The organism is Acidithiobacillus sp. (assembly GCF_023229925.1).
In the GTDB taxonomy this organism is placed as follows: Bacteria; Pseudomonadota; Gammaproteobacteria; order Acidithiobacillales; family Acidithiobacillaceae; genus Acidithiobacillus.
This window is the reverse complement of record NZ_JALNYM010000001.1, coordinates 585,069-600,301: the sequence shown is the minus strand read 5'-3', so window position 1 is coordinate 600,301 and position 15,233 is coordinate 585,069. Positions and strand designations below refer to the sequence as shown.

Genomic DNA, 15,233 nt, shown 5'->3' with positions numbered 1-15,233 from the left:
TCCTCCTACAAAGCAGCCGGGATGTTCCGACCAGGCATGTAATGGTGCACATCTTCTTTCTGTGCGCCGACTTCGTTTACATCATTTTTACTCGCTACTTCCATTCGTGCCTTCTCCGTTAACAATAGCGCACAATTGCGTAAAAAAGCACGCCTGCCCCGTTGATTGTTGAACCAGTTGTCTTTGCGGCGGAGTTCTTCGATGCTGGTGAGGCGCCGACCTTTGTTTTCCAGGCCGGGATAGATCAGGGTTTCCCCCGGGAAAGAGAGTAAGCGATTGGTAATGCTGTGATATAGGATTTTCAGATCGTTCTGATTGGTGCAGGGCGTGGCGCCGGTGGCCAGCAAGGTCATCCCGGTGAACAGGCGGTCCTCCCACCAATAGGTGACCGCGCAGGAACTGAGCCCTGGGGTGTGCAGAACCCGTAGACGTTCTTCCCCAAAGTAGAGGACGTCGCCGTGACGCAGGCGCAGGTCGACGTGTTCATCGCTTGCGCTTTCATGGGCAACGATCCGCGCGCCGCTAAGTTCTTTCAGGGTGGTGGCGGCGGTGATATGGGCGGATTCATGATGGGTCTGCAAAATGTAGCGCAGGTTCAAGCCGCGCTCGGCCATGAATGCCTCAAGCGTGTCGACATGCGCAGGCATGGGGTCGATGATGACCGCCTCGCGCGTAACCGGGTCGCCCAGCAGATAACTCAGCTGGCCGCCTTTGGGGGTACAGAGTTGTCTGAATATCATGTCGCCCGTCCCTGTCGAATATAGGTGCATTAGCGCATTAGCAAACGCTGTACCATTGTTTTATGCTGTGCCGAAAACCGGATGTTTTTTTGTAATATAAAAATAAACAAGTGCTTGTGAACTTTCTTATGAGATTTTTTGCTACCGCTCTGGCTCGAGAACCAACCAGTGCTTCGCCATGACTGCCAAAAATGACATATACGGATTGGCAGATGCTGCTATAATTGGCATACGCGAGGGAGGCATTCCTTGTGGAGATCGCGGGTTGGATGTGTAAAGCACCAGGAGAAAGGGACCATGACGGATTTACCCAAGCAGTTACGACCGGAAATGACATCGCTGCTAGACTGTTTTAGCACTCCGGCGGTATTGCTTTGCGCGGATTACGCGGTTCTTGCCGCCAATCAGGCCTACCGGCGGGTCTTCGGTGATGGCAAGCCCTTACAGGGGCGGCTCTGTGACGAGGTCATGGCCGACGCGGGCTATTTGTGTCGTCAGGGGGGGAACCACTGCCCTCTCGAAGAGTGCCAGCGTTTTGGTACCGATCAGCATGTGGTGCATGGCAGTACCTCCGGAAGCGCCCAGATTGATCTGTACCCCATTCGCAACGATAACGCCGAGGTCGTATATTTTCTCGAACTTCTGAGTCTCATACCGCAGTCGGTTGTGCAATCCGCCCCAGTCATGGTCGGCAACTCCCCCGCCTTGCGGGACGTTACCACGCTGATTCGACGGGTGGGCCCCAGTGAGGCCGCCGTATTGCTACTTGGGGAATCCGGCACTGGTAAGGAACTGGCCGCCGCGGCTGTGCATCAGGCTAGCTCGGTGCGCAACGGGCCTTTTGTGGCGGTGGATTGCTCGGGATTGCCCGAAACTCTTTTTGAGAGTGAACTCTTTGGCTATGAGAAAGGGGCATTTACTGGCGCGCATTCGCGCAAGATTGGTCTGGTAGAAGCGGCTAATGGTGGCACCCTTTTCCTGGATGAAGTCGGCGATATTCCCCTCAGCTTGCAGGTAAAACTCCTGCGCCTGCTGGAAACGGGCCATTTCCGGCGAGTGGGGGGCGTGGAACCTATTCGCTCGCGGTTCCGTCTGATCTCGGCCACTCACCGCCCATTGGAGAGAATGGTCGCGGAGGATCGGTTCCGGCAGGATCTGTATTATCGTTTGAATACCTTTCCTATCATGTTGCCCGCGCTACGTGAGCGCCTGGAGGATATACCTCCTCTGGCGGAAGCCATCTTGCAGCGATTGCCGGTGGCCAAGGGGCTGCATCTTCATGCGGACGCGCTGAATATTCTGCAATGCTATGATTATCCCGGTAATATTCGTGAATTGCGCAACATCCTTGAGCGCGCCGCACTGTTGGCTGATGATGTTTGGATTCTCCCCGAGCACCTGCCTGCAAACCTTCAGCACCTGTCAGAGCCGAACCTCAGCCTGGCAAGCGCTGAGTCTGCCAGGCAGTCCTCCGTACCAGGCGTTAAAGAAATTATTCCTCTAGCGGAACTGGAAGAGCACTATCTGCGTTGGGCGCGGGGAAATCACCACGGGGACCGCCGCAGTCTGGCGCAGCGTTTGGGCGTAAGCGAGCGCACCTTATATCGAAAGTTGGATGCACTGCGGAGTAATAACGAGCATGCCGTTGAGTCATGATCTCTGGCCGGAGGGTCTGCTGACGCGCCCCGGTCGCGACGCGGACGCCCCATGCGTTGTGCTCCTGCACGGCCTTGGCGCTTCCATGGAAGACCTCGTGGGGGTAGCGGATTTTGTAGACCCGGAAGGTCGCTTCCGCTGGATATTTCCCAATGCGCCAATCCGCCCGGTGCGCATCAACGGGGGCAGACCGATGCGGGCCTGGTATGACATTTATGGTCTCGACAGTCATTCCGCAGAAGATGTGGAGGGATTACAAGGCATGGCCAAGCGACTCGGCGCACTGCTGGATCATGAGGCTGGTAAGGGATCGTCCATTATCCTTGGTGGATTCTCACAGGGCGGTGCGATGTCACTTTACACCGCGTTGCATGTCAGTTACCCGACCAAGGCGGTGCTTGCCCTCAGTGCCTACCTGCCGTTGCGCACCCATCTGCCGACCGCCACGGCCAAGTCACCGCCGATATTCTGGGCGCACGGGAAACAGGACGCCGTCTTGCCCTTCTCTTATATGGAGACTGCCCAGCAAATTATGGAGCCATTGGGTTATGCGCTCAGCACATACCACTACCCTATGAACCACACGCTTTGTGAAGACGAACTGCTGGATCTGCGCGCCTTTTTATATACCCTCGGTTAATCTGTCGCCCCAAAAATTTGCTCTTCCAGACCCCACCGCGCGGCTAGCGTTTCGGTGGCGTTTACCAGCTCCTCCGCGCGTGAGGGATGGTTGACGCGGGTTTCGACAATCCTGCGCAGGGCCTCATCGCGGTTGCCACTGCTGGAGAGCAGATGAATCAGTTCGCCAGCATCGCGACCGACGATTTCACCGCCGAGCAATTCGCCGCTATCCATGTCCGCCAATAAGCGGACGAAGCCGGCGCTGTCATCCTGCCCCAGCGCGCGTGGTGAAGTCTCAAAAGCAGCGAAGCCCACTGCCGGTTCAAAGCCCTGGTCTTCGGCCGCATCATCGTCCATGCCGATACGCGCGAGCTCCACCGCCGAATAAACCAGTTCTGGCACCCAGAGCGGATCGCGTTCCCGCTTTTCTTCGCTGAGCAGATTGTGGATGACTATCTGGGCGTCGCTGAGAGCCTGATTGGCATTCATGATCGGGCCGACCGCATCGCCAATGGCATAAATGCCGGGCTCTTTCGTCTCCAGCAGGGTGTTGGTCTGTACGAATCCGCGATCATCCAGGGTGACACCGGTGTTTTCCAGTCCCAACCCCTCTGTAAAGGCATGGCGGCCGGTAGCGAGCAGCAGCCAATCGCTTTGGGCTGACTCCCCCTGGTCATTGAAGACCGTCACACCATCAATCGCCGTCTCAATGCGGCTGATCTTGAATCCGGCCTGCGGATGGATATTCAACGCCGCGAGCGCCGCTTTGAGCGCCTCCTTGGCCTGCGGTGAATACTGGGTGTGGGCGAGGGAAGGGGAGTGCACCAGCCATTCCACCTGTTTTCCGAGTTGGGTAAAAATGTACGCGAACTCGGTGCCGATGACCCCGCCGCCCACCAGAATGACGCGATCCCCACTGGGGACCCCGTCGTCATAAAGCATATCGCTGGTCAGTACCTTGCCAGGCACGGCGGCAATCCCCGTGGGCAACGCAGGCGCGGATCCGGTGGCGATGATGCTGGTTTCCGTATGAATTTCCGTCAAACCCTCCACGCCTTGGATTTGAAGGCGTTGCGGATCCAGGAAGTGCCCAGCGCCATCGTAGAGATGCACGCCGAGACGTTTCAGGTAATCCACATAGCTGGTGCGCACCGTCTCGACCACCTGATGCTGGTGCTGCCAGGCTTGTGCCATATCTCCCGTGAGCGCCGGACCCACGACACCCCGCTTCTTGAAATGACGACTTTGCTCGATCCATTTTGCCGTCTCATGCCAGTCCTTTTTGGGGACGCAACCGCGGTTCAAACAGGTGCCACCCCAGGTCTGTTTTTCAATGATCGCCGCTTTTTTGCCACGCAGAGCGGCGAGTACCGCAGCACGATAGCCACCTGGGCCGCTACCGATAATCGTGATGTCATAGTTACTTGTGCCCATAAATCCCTCGTTTTCAGTCTAGTAAGAATCATTTGTCACGTTGTTTCTCATGTTTGTGGCTCAACACTGCTTTCCGAACGAATAAGCCGTGCCACAGCGCCGGCGTCCGCCCATAAATTATGTTGTTGTTTATCGGCGACGCTTGCCCCTTGCCATCCTTAAAATGGCTGAACCGTATCGTTTATGGGGATGATCTATTAGTGTCTTGCGATAATATAATGTTTTCAGTGTACTATGAAGTTTGCCTGAAACCCATCCGTAAGGGTACATCCTCCTGTGCAGTCGATTCACGGGCCATTCCCCTGAAATCGTCGGGCAAGAGCGACAGAACCAACCCAGGAGTAATAATTATAATTGTAAAATCACATAGTTAATAATATGGCACAAGCCTTGCTTAACGCCAAGGCATGAATATTTATTGCCGCTATCATCCGTCACTAAAGCTGCTTTCCGCCGTCCTGCTGGCGTTGGCAGGGTGGGCTATCACATTGCCAGCGTATGCCGCCGATTTTAGCATGGCCAACGTAGAGGCCAAGGCCCAAATGCTGGTGAACAGCGCTTACGACGCTAAGCCGCTACCCATTCCGGCTTTTCTGAAAGACCTCAGTCCTGAGCAGTATGCCCAAATTCAGGATGTATCGCCGCTCTGGCGTGGCGATAATTTGCCGTTCCAGGCGCAGTTTTATCTGCCCGGCTCCTGGTTTCACCGCCCTGTGGTTATTCGCAGGGTGGTGGATGGTGTGGTTCAACCGATTCGCTTTACGTTGAAACACTTTACTTTCGGAAATCTGAACGTACCCGAAGATATGCCCAGCAAACTCGGTTACGCCGGTTTCCGTTTGCTCGCGCCGCTCAATACGCCGCCTCACTATAACGAGTTCATCTCCTTCCTCGGTGCGACGTATTTCCGCGCCGTGGGCAAAGGCGCCGTCTACGGGACGTCGGCACGTGGCCTCGGGATCGACACGGCTCAGCCTTCGGGCGAAATCTTCCCCTACTTCAAACAGTTCTGGCTAGTGCAGCCCAAGGCGGGCGCAACCCAGATGGTGGTCTACGCGCTCATGGACAGTCCGGTAGCGACGGGTGCGTATCGTTTCACTATCCAGCAGGGTGACAGCAGCACGGTACATGTCGATGCTACCATTTACCTGCGCAAGCCGGTACAGGTGCTGGAACTCGCGCCCTTGACCAGCATGTATTGGCATGGACATGGCCGCGGCATCACTGCCGGCGACTGGCACCCGGCGCAGCACGACTCCAGCGATCTGGTCATGGCCAAGGGCAATGGCGAATGGATCACCCGGCCCATAGATAACCCCTTATACATCCAGACCACCACTTACGACATGGATCATCCCGTTGGTTTCGGTCTGATTCAGGAGAATCGCCGGTTCTCCGCCTATGAGGGGATTGAGACGGACTATCAGCGGCGTCCCAGTGTCTGGGTGCAGCCCGATGGTGACTGGGGCAAGGGGCAAGTGCGTCTGATAGAACTTCCCACCAATAATCGTGATATGGACAATATCGCTGTGTTCTGGGTGCCGGAGCATGAGCCTGCGCCCAGAACACCCTTGCACTTGGCGTATACCCTGCGCTTTTTTCTCAATAACCACGGTCTGATCCCGTTGGCCCATCCGGTGGGCACCTATTTGGGTGATGATGCGAAGGCTCCCGGTGCACGGACAGTGGTGATTGATTTTGCGGGCGGCGCACTGACCAAGCTGCCGGAGACCATGCCCGTGCAGATCCATCTCGATGCGGGGGATGGCGCGAAAATTCTCAGCCAGAAGCTGGAATGGGAGAAGGATGGCCATTTCTGGCGGGTGATTGCAGTCATTCAGCCGCAACTGGACTCACCCAGTAACGTGCGGTGTTTTTTAACCCTGGACAATCAGGTGATGAGCAATACCTGGACATATCTCTTGCATGCGGCAAAGGAGTAGGTGTGATGTTTAAAGATGAATCAAGCTACAGCGTCAATCCTGCGGGTGAACTGCCGGCGGGTTGGGCAGCGGAGGCCATGGTCGTCGCGAACAAAGCCCCGGTGCTGGCCCGTGTGGAGCAGTACATGGCCCGTCTGTCTATGACAGATGCCCAGCGGCTGTGGATCCGCGGGCAGGTGGTCGCGCAACTGTGCGGCACCGACATGGAGGGCGAAGCACTTTATGGGCAAGCCTTCGCGAGCCTGCACATGGCCCTGGCGACCCTGACGGATGGCGATGAACTGGATGCGCGTCTGGACTTGTCTCTCAGTCTGCCCGTGGGCGAAACCCATGACGGCAAATCCTGCCGTTGGTTGCAACGCCAGATGGCCCCGGCCACCGTGCGGTCGAGCATGGCCTCGCGGCCTTTGAATCGCTCCTGGGGTGCGGCCTTGTTGCGCCTTGTTCAGTCTTTGTTGGACCGGCGTGCGATCAGTGCGAATCAGCGCGTGTTGCCCGGAGAAGCCTGAATATGGGTCGTGGCGGCGCCCGGCCATGGGAAACCATCGGTCGGTACCGACGCTATTGGCTCAGCGCTTTCATCATTCTTCCTGCGTGTGGTGCCGGCTTGATGCTTGCTCAGGTGCTGACAGACCGTCTGCCCCTGTGGCTGGAAATCCCGACGTTAACTATTTTCGCGTTACTGTTGGCCTGGATATCTGCGGGTTTCTGGACGGCGCTCGTGGGGTTCATCCTGCTCATGCGCGGACGAGCAGACACCGCGCCGGGCAGTCCCGAACTGCGTCTTGCCGAACCGCGTCCGCAGAGCCGTGTAGCTATAGTCATGCCCATCTACAACGAAGAGGTAGAACGGGTCGCGGCGGGGCTCCAGGCTACTTTTAAATCTCTGCAACATGCTGGAGCGCTCGCGCACTTCGAGTTTTTCTTGCTCAGTGATACGCGTGATCCCGCTATTTGGCTACGCGAAGAACTGGTGTGGTCAGCACTCTGTCAGGCTTTAGATGCTTTTGGCCGTATTCACTACCGGCGGCGCCCCATCAATAATAAGGCTAAGAGCGGAAATGTGGCGGACTTTTGCCGTCGTTGGGGTAAGGACTATGAATATATGGTCGTGCTCGACGCCGACAGCGTGATGAACGGCGAGACGCTCTACCGGATGCTAGAGATGATGGAGGGCAATCCGCAGGTCGGTATCATCCAGACCCAGCCGGTGGCCGTCAATCGCGAAACGCTCTATGCCCGCCTGCAACAGTTTGCGCAACATTTGTACGGACCGATCTTCAGTGCCGGCCTGCGCTTCTGGCAACTGGGCGACGGCCATTATATCGGCCACAACGCCATTTTGCGTACCGCACCCTTCACCCAATATTGTGCCCTGCCCGTGTTGCCCGGGCGCCCGCCCCTCGGTGGCCCGCTGCTGAGCCATGATTTCGTCGAGGCCGCGCTCATGGCCAAGAGTGGCTGGGGGGTATGGTTTGTGCCCAGCTTGCCAGGTAGCTATGAAGAAGTACCGCCGACGCTGATTGACGATCTCAAGCGGGACCGCCGCTGGGCGCAAGGCAATCTTCAACATCTGCGCCTGCTGGCGGGGGAGGGGTTACGCTCGGCACATCGTTTTCTCTTTATCAACGGTGCTATGTCATTTTTAGCAGCACCTTTATGGGGACTATTTTTGATCCTCGGTGCACTGGGCTCACTGCACTGGGCCAATATAGCCAGTGATGGCAGTATAATGCCCTTTGACTGGGGCTGGCTGACCGATCCCATGCCCTTCTGGCTGTTTGGGGTGACGGCCGTTCTGCTGCTCTCACCTAAATTTATGGCGGTGCTCTGGGTCGTGCGTCAGCGGGGCCAAAAAGAGAATTTCGGTGGCTTATTCTGCCTGGTGGCCAGCATGTTTTTTGAGAGTATTTTTTCGATACTCATGGCGCCGATCCGTATGGCCTTTCATAGCCAGTTTGTGATTCAAACATTGATGGGACGCGGCGTGCGTTGGGGGACGCAAGTCCGTGGTGATCAGGAAACCTCCTGGGCCGATGCCTTCCGATATTTTGGCTGGTGTTCCGTGCTGGGTCTGAGTCTGGCGGCACTACTGTATCCTTTTCTTGGCGCCTGGCATTTTGCCTGGCTGGTACCCATACTCGGCGGGCTGACGGCAGCGGTGCCACTGGCTGCCTGGACAAGTCGGCCCGCACTGGGACGCTGGGCGCGGCGTCATCGTCTCTTCGTTATTCCCGAAGAGGTGCATGTCCCACAAGAGTTGCAGACGCTCGGCGTGGACAGCGTGGCCTATCTGCCCCACATTGAAGGGGATCCCTTCATACAGGTTGTGGTGGATCCTCGCTTCAACGCCATACATACCGCCCTGCAGCGTAATCGCACAGGTGCCTGGCCACGCGCGGCGAATCTCTGCCACAAAGCGCTGGAGCAGGGTCCGCAGGGGCTCAGTAACCGCGAGCGCAATGTACTGCTCAGTGATCGTAACTCCATGCTCGCATTGCATCGCGCGGTCTGGTCCACGGACGATAGTACGCGCTTGGCCGCCTGGGGCTTGCAGAGCGCCGATGAGGAATCGGCGGATGCCCAAATGATCCAGGGTAAGTGATGACGGCGCACCCATCCACTAACGGGCTTGGCGTTTAGGGGCGCCGATTGCGGATTTCGGCCAGACGCTCCGCACGGGAAGCCTTTTTTTTCACGTAGCCGGGTACCACGCTCTCGATGGCGGTGGCCTGAATATGAAATACGTCAGCCAGATCGTTCCTGGTACAGACGTTATCCACGGACAGAGAAAGCAAATTATCGCGCGTGAGCACTTTGCCCGGCAGCTTCTCCATGATACGGGCCTGCAGGTTGCCGACGAAGTTACAGAGCGGCACGATGGCGCGATGGGTGCCAATCAGGCTCTGGGTATAAGCTACCAGTTCGCCGAGGGTATACACCTTGGGGCCGCATAAGTCATAGGCCTTGCCATAGGTTTTTTCATCATCAATGGACTGCACGTAGGCACTGACCACATCCTCTACCCAGACCGGCTGCATTTTGGCGTTGATGCCCGCTAGTGGGATGAGGAAGGGAATGTTGCGCAGTAGCTGGGCAAAACGGTTGAAAAAACTATCCCCTTCGCCAAAAACCACCGAAGGGCGGAATGAAGTTACCTTCAGACCGCGACCCCAGAGCAGCTTGGGGTCATTCAGATAATTAAAGTGACCCATTTCCGAGCTGTTCTCGCCAGACTGGCGAACGATCTCCTCACCAATTCCCTTAGAGCGCAGATAGGCACTGGGGCCGAGGGGGCTGGCTCCCAGGGCGCTCATGTGGAGCAGGCGCGGAATGCCCAGACGGCCGCAGGTGTTGGCCACCAGGCGCGGCAGTTCTATGTGGTTCTTCTCGAAGTCACCAGGTTGCTCGGGCCGACAATCTTTGTGGCCAGAATGGTTTTCGTTGAGGATGCCAACGAGGTTGATGACTACGTCGCGTCCTTCGAGTTGTTTCTCCAAGGCGATGGGGTCATGGATATTGGCCTCAACTATTTCCACGCCGGAGAGCACCAGCAGGTTTTCGCGGTTGCGCTCGCGGTTGCGCGTCAGGATGCGTATCGAGTGCCCGTCCTGACTTAAACGCTCTGCCAGATGACGTCCGACAAAACCGCTTCCACCGAGAATGCAAATCTTATGGGTTGCCATGATGCCTCCCGAAATTATTTTGCAAGCATAGCACAGCCTTATGAAAGGGGTGGATCGATAGGCCCGTGTTTGAACAGAGCCCTGCACATAGGCTATAAACACAGGATGCTGGTCAGGGGATAGTATGGCGGAACGTTTGATGGAGCATGTGTCGCGGTTGGGTGGGCGATTTGTCGCGCTGGGCGCATTGGTGATGGCCCTGGCGGTGATTTTCGGCGCGGCGGGGGATCATCTTGTGGCTGGGCGGGTGGATGCTGAAGGGCTGCATATTTACGATATTGCGGATCGCTTTCAGATTTATCACGGGCTCGGTCTGTTGTTCATCGGCGTGTTGATCAGTCAATATGGCAAACGACGTTTGCTTTATGCGGCAGGGGGACTGATGGTCTTGGGTATCCTATTGTTCTGCGGCGGACTCTATCTGCTGGCGCTGACCAGCAACGTATTCTGGGCTTTTTTCGCGCCTGTGGGTGGAACCGCGCTGATTCTTTCCTGGCTGCTGCTCGCGCTGGGTATGTGGCGGGCATCGGCAGCGTAGGAGGAATTTATGTTAATTGCAACGGGGAATGCGTACGGCAAATATCTGGATTTCGCTGACGCCGAAGTGGGGGATAGGTTCTGGGTTGTGGAGCATGTGCCCTACAGCGGGACGGTAACTGCACTACGGGCGTATACCGTAGCAGAGATTCGTTCAAAAACCGTACTGTGCCGTGCTGAAGACGGTAAGCCACTCAAATTGAAGCGTGCCCTACCTCAAGAAAACTGCTATCTGGATGCCGACCCCTATTTTCAGAATATTTCTCGAACCTGGCAGATGAATACGCAGGTGCAAGCGGCGAAACAGCTCGTAAAAGAACACGAAACCATAGACTTTGACCAGGAAGTCATCGACGCGATCATGGCGTGGCGGAGGAGGTTGTTGGCGCGGAAGATTGCAGCGCAAGGATAGTCATTTGGCGAGATATTTAAGAGATCGGTATCTGCCAGAGTTTATCCCAGCTTTGCTGGGCGGCGAGGCCGACGCGTTGGGGAAGGGTTTTTTGGCGCTGATAATGCAGCGCGAGGACCTTGCCTTTTTGTGCGGCCTCCAGGATGATTTCGTCGCTGGTGGCAAGCTGATCCACCAATCCGAGTTGCAAGGCCTTGCTGCCCAGCCAGGCTTCGCCGGTAGCGACTTGTTCCAAATCTAACCGCGGACGATATTGCTGTACAAAGTTGCGAAACTGGGCGTGGGTTTCTTCTAGTTCTTCGCGCAGCTTGGCGCGGCCAGTGTCGGTATTCTCGCCGAAGAGGGTGACCGTGCGCTTGAATTTGCCAGCGGTGAACTGTTCCCAGTCGATGTTGCGGTCTTGCAGCCAGCGGTGGAAGTTGGGGATTTGCGCGACGACGCCAATGGAGCCGATGAGGGCAAAGGGGCTGGCGACGATACGATCGGCGGTGACGGCCATCATGTAGCCGCCGCTGGCGGCGACGGCGTCGATCAGCACCGTGACATGGATTTTAGCGGCGCGCAGGCGCAATAGCTGGGCCGAGGCGAGGCCATAGGTGTTGACCATGCCGCCGCCACTTTCCAGACGGAGCAGGACGGCATCGTCGGGTTTGGCGGCCTGGATAACAGCGGAGATTTCTTCACGCAGGGCGCTGACGGCAGAGGCGCGCAGGTCGCCCTTGAATTCGAGCAGGTAGGTACAGCTTTCATCGCCACTGTCCTTCTCTTTGCGGTCTTTTTTGAGGGTCTTTTGATGGGCCTTCAGGGCTTTTTTGTCCAGCCGGAATTGTTGGACATTTTCGCTGGACTGTTCTAGTTGTTTGCGCAGGTCGCTGACCTGCACCTGCCCGGTGGTCGCAGTTTTTTTGCGTTTATTCAGGGCGATGGCGGTGAGGCCGCCGGCAACCATAAGCAAGGCAACTACAATGGTCGCGGTGTCGGCGAGAAAAAGCAGATAGTGACTGAAAAAAGTTTCCATGGCGCAAAGATAGGCGGAAAGGCGATAGCTGTAAAGATTCCGGCCATAGTTGAAGCGTGAGGGCTGGGGGCGTTATTATTTGGCCTCTTGCTGAGGTGGCGTTTTCCATGATCCATGTGAAGTTTTTTGCCAGTGTGCGCGAGCGTGCCGGGGTGGAGGAAATGTCCTTGCCGGTGCCGGATGGGGGCGTAACGGTGGCGGAGGTGTTGGTGCTGGCGGAAGGGGCGGCTGGCGTGGTGCTGCACGATGCCCATCTGCTGGCAGCGGTGAATTTGCAGCATGTGCCCTTCTCTGATGTGGTGCGTGATGGTGACGAAGTGGCATTTTTCCCTCCGGTCACTGGAGGTTAGGTTTGATCGTTAAAGTTCAGCAAGAAGATTTCAATCCCATGGCGGAGATGGCGGCGTTTCCGGTGGATGCCGGGGCTGGCGGCTCGGTCACTTTCATCGGAACGGTGCGCGATTATAGTGAGGCCGTGGATATCCTGGCCATGGAGATCGAGCATTATCCGGGGATGACGGAGCGCGAACTCGAACGCATCAGTGCCGAGGTGGCCCGGCATTACGATATTCTCGATAGTCTGATCATTCATCGCTACGGCCATCTGGCGCCCCAGGACAACATTGTGATGGTGGCAGTCTGGTCGCGGCACCGGGCGGCGGCCTTTGATGCTTGCCGTTTTTTGATTGATGTCCTGAAAACCAGCGCACCTTTCTGGAAGAAGGAAATTACCCCGGAGGGGACGCGCTGGGTGACTGATTGCCCCGGCTGCCGGACCGGAAGCCGCGCGGGCCATACCCATGCGCCTCATGTTTCCCATACACATTCTTGAAGTGAGATTTTATGCCGAGTTTTGATGTAGTGTCTGAAGTGAACATGCAAGAAGTGGATAATGCCCTGCATACAACGGTGAAGGAAATAACTACCCGTTATGACTTTAAGGGCAGCAAGGCGTCGATGGAGCGTAAGGAGAAGGAGATCATCCTGGTCGCTGAGGATGAATATAAGCTAGGGCAGATGATTGATTTGCTTTCGGCGCGGCTGGTGAAGCGTGGAGTGGATTTGAAGGCACTGGATGTGGGTAAAGTGGCGTCTGCGGCAGGCGGTATGGAGCGGCAGGTACTTGGCCTGAAAGTTGGTCTGGAGACAGAGGTATCCAAGCGCATGGTCAAGTTTCTAAAGGACGGTAAGTTCAAGGCGCAGGGCAGTATTCAGGGAGAGCAGTTGCGGGTGTCCGGCAAGAGCCGGGACGAGCTGCAGGCTGCTATTGCCGCGCTACGGGGGCATGATTTTGGTCTGCCAATACAATTCAACAACTTCCGGGACTAATCGCAAGCATAAAAAGGGACAGCATGAATAAGACAAAGTTGGCAGTGCGCATTGCCGAGATGCCGGGCGTGACGGCGGCGGCGTTGATCAGCCGTGAGGGGATTCCTTTGCAGGTGGAGGGCATGTCCGAAGATATGGCGGATACGGTGGCGGCGCTGGCCTCTGGGATGTGTGCGCTGGCCAAACGGATGAATGTGGCGGACGGTGTGCGCCATGTGCATGTGGTGCTGGATGGCCGCGACATCGTGCTTTTGCCTGCTGCTTCCGAAGCGGTTCTGGTGGTGGTGCGGCCGGGTATGAGCGATGAGTCAGGGGTTGACGCACTGCGTATGGCGGCGGCCGCTTTATGAGCACGATCTCAGCACGGCGCACGGCGCTCTATGATTGGCATGTCGCTCATGGCGCGCGCATGGTGGATTTCGCGGGTTGGGAGATGCCCCTGAACTACGGCTCGCAATTGGCGGAGCATGAGGCGGTGCGGCAGGCGGCGGGGCTTTTTGATGTCTCGCACATGCGGCCTTTGGACCTGAGTGGACCGGATGCGCGGACGTTGCTGCGCTATGCCTTGGCCAACGATGTGGCGAAGCTGGATGCGGTGCCGGGTAAGGCGCTGTACAGCACGATGCTGCAAGGCGATGGCGGGATTATTGACGATCTGATTGTCACCCATTGTGGAGACGGTAGGTATCGGATTGTGCTGAATGCGGGCGGGGCGGAGGCGGACACGGCGCACCTGCAGACCCTTGTGGATGCCCACGGCTGGCAGGTGACCCTGCAGAAGCGACCGGATCTGGGGATTCTGGCGGTACAAGGCCCCACGGCGCGGGCGATGGCGGCGACGGCGTTGGGGATGCCCGCATTGGCGGAGTTGCCGGTTTTTCACGCGCTGGAACAGGGCGATTTCTTCGTCGGGCGCACGGGTTATACCGGCGAAGATGGTGTCGAAATTATCGCTGCGAATACTTTGTTGCCGAGCCTGGCGGATCGGCTGGTGGCTGCCGGGGTGCGGCCAGCCGGGTTGGCGGCGCGGGATAGTCTGCGTCTGGAGGCGGGGCTGGATCTTTACGGTCAGGATATGACGACGGCGGTTTCGCCTTATGCGAGTAATCTGGCCTGGACGGTGGATTTGCGTGCTGCAGAGCGGGATTTTCTGGGGCGGGTGGCGCTGGCGGCGCAGTTGGCCGCGGGTGGTGGTGCCAAGCTTGTCGGCCTGGCGATGCGCGAGGGCATTCCCCGTCATGGTTATGTGGTGGAAGATGCGGCGGGGCAGCCTTGTGGGGTGGTCACCAGCGGTATTTTCTCGCCCAGCCTGCAGCGCGGTATCGCGCTGGCCCGCGTGGATGCGGCGCTGGAGCCGGGGGCCGTATGCGCCGTTGTGGTGCGCGGGGTGCGGCGTCCGGCGCTGGTGATAAAGCCGCCCTTCTGGCGGAAAGGCGTGGCAACTTTTTCTTTTCCTGAGGAGCATGAGGCATGAGCAAGATTCCGGAGACGTTACGTTACAGCGATACCCATGAGTGGGTCGAAGACCTGGGGGGCGGACGCTACCGGGTGGGGATTACCGATCATGCCCAGGAGTTGCTGGGGGATCTGGTGTATGTGGAGGTGCCTGATACCGGTAAGGCGATTCATGGTGGCGAAGTCTGCGGCGTGCTGGAGTCGGTCAAGGCGGCGGCGGATTTGTATGCGCCACTTGATGGCACGGTGGTGGAGCGTAATGCCGGGCTGGGGGATAACCCGCAGTGGCTCAATGAAGACCCCTATGGTCAGGGCTGGATTATGGTGGTGGAGGCCGACGCAGCGGCCTGTGCCGGACTCCTGGATGCGGCGGCTTACGGTAAATTAGCGGAGTCTTAAGTA

General features: G+C 57.4%; 17 protein-coding genes. 13 read left to right on the top strand and 4 right to left on the bottom strand.

The window, feature by feature from the left end; all coding sequences use genetic code 11:
• Positions 1 to 5 precede the first annotated feature (5 nt).
• Positions 6 to 740 (bottom strand): MBL fold metallo-hydrolase, encoded by a 735-nt coding sequence (locus M0P56_RS03110; RefSeq protein WP_291508584.1) that lies wholly within the window; start codon positions 738 to 740, stop codon positions 6 to 8.
• Positions 741 to 1,037: 297 nt separating this feature from the next.
• On the opposite strand from M0P56_RS03110, the gene M0P56_RS03105 reads away from it, so the two are divergent.
• Entirely contained in the window at positions 1,038 to 2,396 is a 1,359-nt protein-coding gene (locus M0P56_RS03105; protein WP_291508583.1) for a sigma-54-dependent Fis family transcriptional regulator, read from the top strand.
• On the top strand, positions 2,380 to 3,036 hold the full coding sequence (locus tag M0P56_RS03100; protein WP_291508582.1) for an alpha/beta hydrolase: 657 nt from the start codon (positions 2,380 to 2,382) through the stop codon (positions 3,034 to 3,036). The genes M0P56_RS03105 and M0P56_RS03100 overlap by 17 nt, the downstream gene beginning before the upstream one ends.
• Here the strand turns inward: M0P56_RS03100 and M0P56_RS03095 are convergent.
• Positions 3,033 to 4,451, bottom strand: a complete 1,419-nt coding sequence (locus M0P56_RS03095) for an NAD(P)/FAD-dependent oxidoreductase (RefSeq protein WP_291508581.1) — start codon at positions 4,449 to 4,451, stop codon at positions 3,033 to 3,035. The genes M0P56_RS03100 and M0P56_RS03095 overlap by 4 nt on opposite strands.
• Before the next feature lie 407 nt (positions 4,452 to 4,858).
• Here M0P56_RS03095 and M0P56_RS03090 point away from each other — a divergent pair, with 407 nt between their 5' ends.
• Genes M0P56_RS03090 through mdoH form a run of 3 tightly spaced genes read left to right on the top strand, consistent with a single transcriptional unit; the run spans position 4,859 to position 8,999 of the window.
• Positions 4,859 to 6,394, top strand: coding sequence for a glucan biosynthesis protein (locus M0P56_RS03090; protein WP_291508580.1), 1,536 nt, complete (start codon positions 4,859 to 4,861; stop codon positions 6,392 to 6,394).
• A gap of 5 nt (positions 6,395 to 6,399) precedes the next feature.
• On the top strand, positions 6,400 to 6,903 hold the full coding sequence (locus M0P56_RS03085; RefSeq protein WP_291508579.1) for a hypothetical protein: 504 nt from the start codon (positions 6,400 to 6,402) through the stop codon (positions 6,901 to 6,903).
• Between the two features lie 2 nt (positions 6,904 to 6,905).
• Complete coding sequence (mdoH, locus tag M0P56_RS03080; protein ID WP_291508578.1) at positions 6,906 to 8,999, top strand: glucans biosynthesis glucosyltransferase MdoH; 2,094 nt, start codon at positions 6,906 to 6,908, stop codon at positions 8,997 to 8,999.
• A 34-nt stretch (positions 9,000 to 9,033) separates the two neighbouring features.
• Here the strand turns inward: mdoH and M0P56_RS03075 are convergent, their stop codons facing one another.
• Positions 9,034 to 10,080, bottom strand: coding sequence for a complex I NDUFA9 subunit family protein (locus tag M0P56_RS03075; protein WP_291508577.1), 1,047 nt, complete (start codon positions 10,078 to 10,080; stop codon positions 9,034 to 9,036).
• Positions 10,081 to 10,204: 124 nt separating this feature from the next.
• On the opposite strand from M0P56_RS03075, the gene M0P56_RS03070 reads away from it, so the two are divergent.
• Both M0P56_RS03070 and M0P56_RS03065 read left to right on the top strand, forming a co-directional pair.
• Entirely contained in the window at positions 10,205 to 10,618 is a 414-nt protein-coding gene (locus tag M0P56_RS03070) for a DUF423 domain-containing protein (RefSeq protein ID WP_291508576.1), read from the top strand.
• Positions 10,619 to 10,627: 9 nt separating this feature from the next.
• Positions 10,628 to 11,029: a hypothetical protein gene (locus M0P56_RS03065; protein WP_291508575.1), complete on the top strand. Its 402-nt coding sequence runs from the start codon at positions 10,628 to 10,630 to the stop codon at positions 11,027 to 11,029.
• 16 nt (positions 11,030 to 11,045) lie between these two features.
• Here the strand turns inward: M0P56_RS03065 and sohB are convergent, their stop codons facing one another.
• Entirely contained in the window at positions 11,046 to 12,047 is a 1,002-nt protein-coding gene (gene sohB / locus M0P56_RS03060) for a protease SohB (protein ID WP_291508574.1), read from the bottom strand.
• 107 nt (positions 12,048 to 12,154) lie between these two features.
• On the opposite strand from sohB, the gene moaD reads away from it, so the two are divergent.
• The 6 genes from moaD to gcvH are packed head-to-tail and all read left to right on the top strand — an operon-like array spanning position 12,155 to position 15,230.
• Positions 12,155 to 12,397: a molybdopterin converting factor subunit 1 gene (gene moaD, locus M0P56_RS03055; protein ID WP_291508573.1), complete on the top strand. Its 243-nt coding sequence runs from the start codon at positions 12,155 to 12,157 to the stop codon at positions 12,395 to 12,397.
• Positions 12,398 to 12,399: 2 nt separating this feature from the next.
• The gene (locus M0P56_RS03050; protein WP_291508572.1) at positions 12,400 to 12,879 is read left to right on the top strand and encodes a molybdenum cofactor biosynthesis protein MoaE; all 480 of its coding nucleotides are present in this window, start codon (positions 12,400 to 12,402) and stop codon (positions 12,877 to 12,879) included.
• 11 nt (positions 12,880 to 12,890) lie between these two features.
• The gene (locus M0P56_RS03045; RefSeq protein WP_291508571.1) at positions 12,891 to 13,376 is read left to right on the top strand and encodes a YajQ family cyclic di-GMP-binding protein; all 486 of its coding nucleotides are present in this window, start codon (positions 12,891 to 12,893) and stop codon (positions 13,374 to 13,376) included.
• Between the two features lie 23 nt (positions 13,377 to 13,399).
• The gene (locus M0P56_RS03040) at positions 13,400 to 13,726 is read left to right on the top strand and encodes a roadblock/LC7 domain-containing protein (RefSeq protein ID WP_291508570.1); all 327 of its coding nucleotides are present in this window, start codon (positions 13,400 to 13,402) and stop codon (positions 13,724 to 13,726) included.
• Entirely contained in the window at positions 13,723 to 14,850 is a 1,128-nt protein-coding gene (gene gcvT / locus M0P56_RS03035) for a glycine cleavage system aminomethyltransferase GcvT (RefSeq protein ID WP_291508569.1), read from the top strand. The genes M0P56_RS03040 and gcvT overlap by 4 nt, the downstream gene beginning before the upstream one ends.
• A complete protein-coding gene (gcvH, locus tag M0P56_RS03030; RefSeq protein WP_291508568.1) occupies positions 14,847 to 15,230 on the top strand; it encodes a glycine cleavage system protein GcvH in 384 nt (127 codons plus the stop codon). Before gcvT ends, gcvH begins: the two co-directional genes overlap by 4 nt.
• The last annotated feature ends 3 nt before the right edge of the window (positions 15,231 to 15,233 follow it).

Bases quoted from the DNA above. Each gene is read 5' to 3' on its own strand.
- M0P56_RS03110 (WP_291508584.1), bottom strand. From the start codon at position 740: ATGATATTCAGACAACTCTGTACCCCCAAAGGCGGCCAGCTGAGTTAT.
- M0P56_RS03105 (WP_291508583.1), top strand. From the start codon at position 1,038: ATGACGGATTTACCCAAGCAGTTACGACCGGAAATGACATCGCTGCTA.
- M0P56_RS03100 (WP_291508582.1), top strand. From the start codon at position 2,380: ATGCCGTTGAGTCATGATCTCTGGCCGGAGGGTCTGCTGACGCGCCCC.
- M0P56_RS03095 (WP_291508581.1), bottom strand. From the start codon at position 4,451: ATGGGCACAAGTAACTATGACATCACGATTATCGGTAGCGGCCCAGGT.
- M0P56_RS03090 (WP_291508580.1), top strand. From the start codon at position 4,859: ATGAATATTTATTGCCGCTATCATCCGTCACTAAAGCTGCTTTCCGCC.
- M0P56_RS03085 (WP_291508579.1), top strand. From the start codon at position 6,400: ATGTTTAAAGATGAATCAAGCTACAGCGTCAATCCTGCGGGTGAACTG.
- mdoH (WP_291508578.1), top strand. From the start codon at position 6,906: ATGGGTCGTGGCGGCGCCCGGCCATGGGAAACCATCGGTCGGTACCGA.
- M0P56_RS03075 (WP_291508577.1), bottom strand. From the start codon at position 10,080: ATGGCAACCCATAAGATTTGCATTCTCGGTGGAAGCGGTTTTGTCGGA.
- M0P56_RS03070 (WP_291508576.1), top strand. From the start codon at position 10,205: ATGGCGGAACGTTTGATGGAGCATGTGTCGCGGTTGGGTGGGCGATTT.
- M0P56_RS03065 (WP_291508575.1), top strand. From the start codon at position 10,628: ATGTTAATTGCAACGGGGAATGCGTACGGCAAATATCTGGATTTCGCT.
- sohB (WP_291508574.1), bottom strand. From the start codon at position 12,047: ATGGAAACTTTTTTCAGTCACTATCTGCTTTTTCTCGCCGACACCGCG.
- moaD (WP_291508573.1), top strand. From the start codon at position 12,155: ATGATCCATGTGAAGTTTTTTGCCAGTGTGCGCGAGCGTGCCGGGGTG.
- M0P56_RS03045 (WP_291508571.1), top strand. From the start codon at position 12,891: ATGCCGAGTTTTGATGTAGTGTCTGAAGTGAACATGCAAGAAGTGGAT.
- M0P56_RS03040 (WP_291508570.1), top strand. From the start codon at position 13,400: ATGAATAAGACAAAGTTGGCAGTGCGCATTGCCGAGATGCCGGGCGTG.
- gcvT (WP_291508569.1), top strand. From the start codon at position 13,723: ATGAGCACGATCTCAGCACGGCGCACGGCGCTCTATGATTGGCATGTC.
- gcvH (WP_291508568.1), top strand. From the start codon at position 14,847: ATGAGCAAGATTCCGGAGACGTTACGTTACAGCGATACCCATGAGTGG.